The sequence below is a fragment of the Streptomyces sp. genome (genome assembly GCF_035563135.1).
GTDB lineage: Bacteria > Actinomycetota > Actinomycetes > Streptomycetales > Streptomycetaceae > Streptomyces.
Window position 1 is genome coordinate 1 of sequence record NZ_DATMVN010000546.1, and the last position, 2846, is coordinate 2846.

The 2846-nt window shown below is 72.8% G+C and carries 2 protein-coding genes; both read right to left on the bottom strand.

What is annotated here, in order from left to right:
* On the bottom strand, positions 1-1061 hold a 1061-nt coding region (locus VN520_RS24120; RefSeq protein WP_325749031.1), incomplete at its 3' end, for an aldehyde dehydrogenase family protein.
* A gap of 296 nt (positions 1062-1357) precedes the next feature.
* Positions 1358-2650 (bottom strand): Glu/Leu/Phe/Val dehydrogenase, encoded by a 1293-nt coding sequence (locus VN520_RS24125; RefSeq protein WP_325749030.1) that lies wholly within the window; start codon positions 2648-2650, stop codon positions 1358-1360.
* Between the last annotated feature and the right edge of the window lie 196 nt (positions 2651-2846).

A 2846-nucleotide genomic window follows, 5' to 3' on the forward strand; every position in this document is an offset into this window, starting at 1 on the left:
CCCCCCACGACGACCTTGGCGCCGCGGGCGACGGCGTCGTTGACGAACTCCTCGACGGAGTCCCTAGCCTTGGCCTCCACCAGCGGCCCGACGTTGACGCCCGGCTCGGTACCGGGCCCGACGGTCAGGGCGGCCATCTTCTCCGCGAGCTTGGCCACGAACTGATCGGCGACGTCCTCGTGGACGAGCAGGCGGTTGGCCGCGGTGCAGGCCTCGCCCATGTTGCGCATCTTCGCCGCCATCGCCCCGGCCACGGCCTTGTCGATGTCGGCGTCCTCGAAGACGATCAGCGGCCCGTTGCCGCCCAGCTCCATGGAGGTGCGCAGCACCTGGTCGGTGGCGGCCTTCATCAGCTGCTTGCCCACCGGGGTGGAGCCGGTGAAGGAGACCTTCCGCAACCGTGGGTCGGCCATGATCGGCTCGGACACGGACGAGGCCGAGGCCGAGGAGACCACGTTGAGCACCCCGGCCGGGATGCCGGCCTCGATCATGATCTGGGCGAAGTACTGGGAGGTCAGCGGGGTCAGCCGCGCCGGTTTGAGCACCATGGTGCACCCGGCGGCCACGGCCGGGGCGACCTTGCGGGTGGCCATCGCCAACGGGAAGTTCCACGGGGTGATCAGCAGGCACGGGCCCACCGGCTTGCGGGTGACCAGCATCCGCAGGTTCCCCTCGGGGGACTCCACGTAGCGGCCGTAGTCGCGCACGGCTTCTTCGGAGAACCAGCGCAGGAACTCACCCCCGTACTTCACCTCCCCCAGGGCCTCCGCGTACGGCTTGCCCATCTCCAGGGTCATCAGCAGCGCCAAATCCTCCGCCCGCTCCACGACCAGGTCGAAGGCCGCACGCAGGATCTCCGAGCGGGACCGCGCCGAGGTCCGGGCCCACCCCTCCTGGGCGGTCGCGGCGGCGTCCATGGCCGCGGCGGCGTCCGCACGGGTGGCCGAGGCCAGGGTCGCGATGACCTCCCCCGTCGCCGGGTTCTCCACCTCGAAGGTGCCCCCGTCGCTGGCCGCCCGCCAGGCGCCGTTGATCAGCAGCCCCGTCGGGGTCTTGCCCAGGACCTCCTCGATCCTGGCCCGGTCGATCCCGGTCGTGGTGCCGGTGGGAGTGGTGCCGGGGCCTGCGGGGGCCTTGTCCGTGATGCTCATCTGTACAGCCTCTCGTACTCGACGCTTCGACACCGGGCGCCGGTGCCTCGGGTGCGTCTCAGGGGTGGTCGGACGGGCGGGCGACAGCACTGGGCCCGCCCGTCCATCTTAAGGCGCCGGAGGAGGTCCTCCGTCCGGCGGATGCCAGGTCGTGGCATCAGGGTAGGGCGCGGGTGTTGCCGGGGTGTTGCCGTCCGCGCCGGTGCTCAGGGGTAGAGCCCCCGGGTGAGGTGGGCGTCGGCCACCCGCTCGACCGCGGTGACGGTGGCGGCCTCGCGCAGCGTGAGACCGCGGGCGCCGGCCGTGGCCAGCACGCCGTCCCACGCCTGGAGCATGCGGCGCTCCAGCCGGTCGTCCACCTCCTGCCGCGACCACCAGTACGCCTGGTTGGACTGCACCCACTCGAAGTAGGAGACGATCACCCCGCCGGCGTTGGCGAGGATGTCGGGCACCACCAGCACCCCGGCCTCGTCCAGGATCCGGTCGGCCTCGCCCGTGGTGGGGCCGTTGGCGCCCTCCACGACGATCCTCGCCCGCACGCGCTCGGCGTTGCCGCCGTGCAGGACGCCCTCGACGGCGGCGGGCACCAGCAGGTCCACGTCGAGCTCCAGCAGCGCCGGCGGGTCCAGGACCTCGCCGCCACCGAAGCCGACGACGCTGCCGGTGGCCGCCACGTGGGCCTGCAGGGCGGGCACGTCGAGTCCGCCCGCGGCGTGGACGGCGCCGTACTGGTCGCTCACGGCCACGACGGTCACCCCGGCCTCGGCCAGGAACTGTGCCGCCCCGGCGCCGACCTTGCCGAAGCCCTGCACCGCCGCGGTCGCGCCGGCCACCGGGATCCCGCGGTGGGCCAGGGCGGCCAGGGCGACGTGCACGACGCCGGCCGAGGTGGCCGAGGCCCGGCCCAGGGACCCGCCCAGGGACACGGGCTTGCCGGTGACCACTCCGGGCACGGTGTAGCCGGAGGAGACCGAGTAGGTGTCCATCATCCAGGCCATGGTCCGCTCGTCGGTGCCGATGTCCGGGGCGGGGATGTCGCGCTCAGGGCCGATGATCGGCAGGATCTCGGAGGTGTAGCGGCGGGTCACCCGCTCCAGCTCGGCCTGGGAGTAGTTCCGGGGGTCGATGCGGACCCCGCCCTTGGCTCCGCCGTAGGGGACGTCGAGCAGGGCGCACTTCCAGGTCATCCACATCGCCAGGGCGCGCACCTCGTCCAGGTCCACGTTGGGCGCGAAGCGCAGGCCTCCCTTGGCCGGACCGCGGGAGAAGTTGTGCTGGACCCGGTGGCCGGTGAGGATCTCCACCGACCCGTCGTCGCGGCGCAGCGGCACGGAGACGGTCATCTCCCGGCGCGGGCGGGCGAGCAGCTCGTGCAGGCCCGGCTCGTAGCCCAGGGTGGCCACGGCCGCGGCCAGCTGGGCCTGGGCATCCCCGAGCGGTCCGCCGGGGCTCAGGCTCCCGTCCACGACCTCCGGGAAGGGAAGAACGTTCGGCGTCATCGGCTGTCCTTTGCTGGGCGTGCGGGAAGAGAACGGCGTCGACGGCGCGGCGGTGCACCGCGGGGACGGGCGGGCCCCGCAGCGGGGACCGCCGACCTGTGCCGACACGCTGAGACTAGCGTCACAGCCGTTCAGCATGTGTGACAAAAACCGCCTGTTGATTGTGCATGGTGGACAGTGGCGGAGGGCGCTCAGG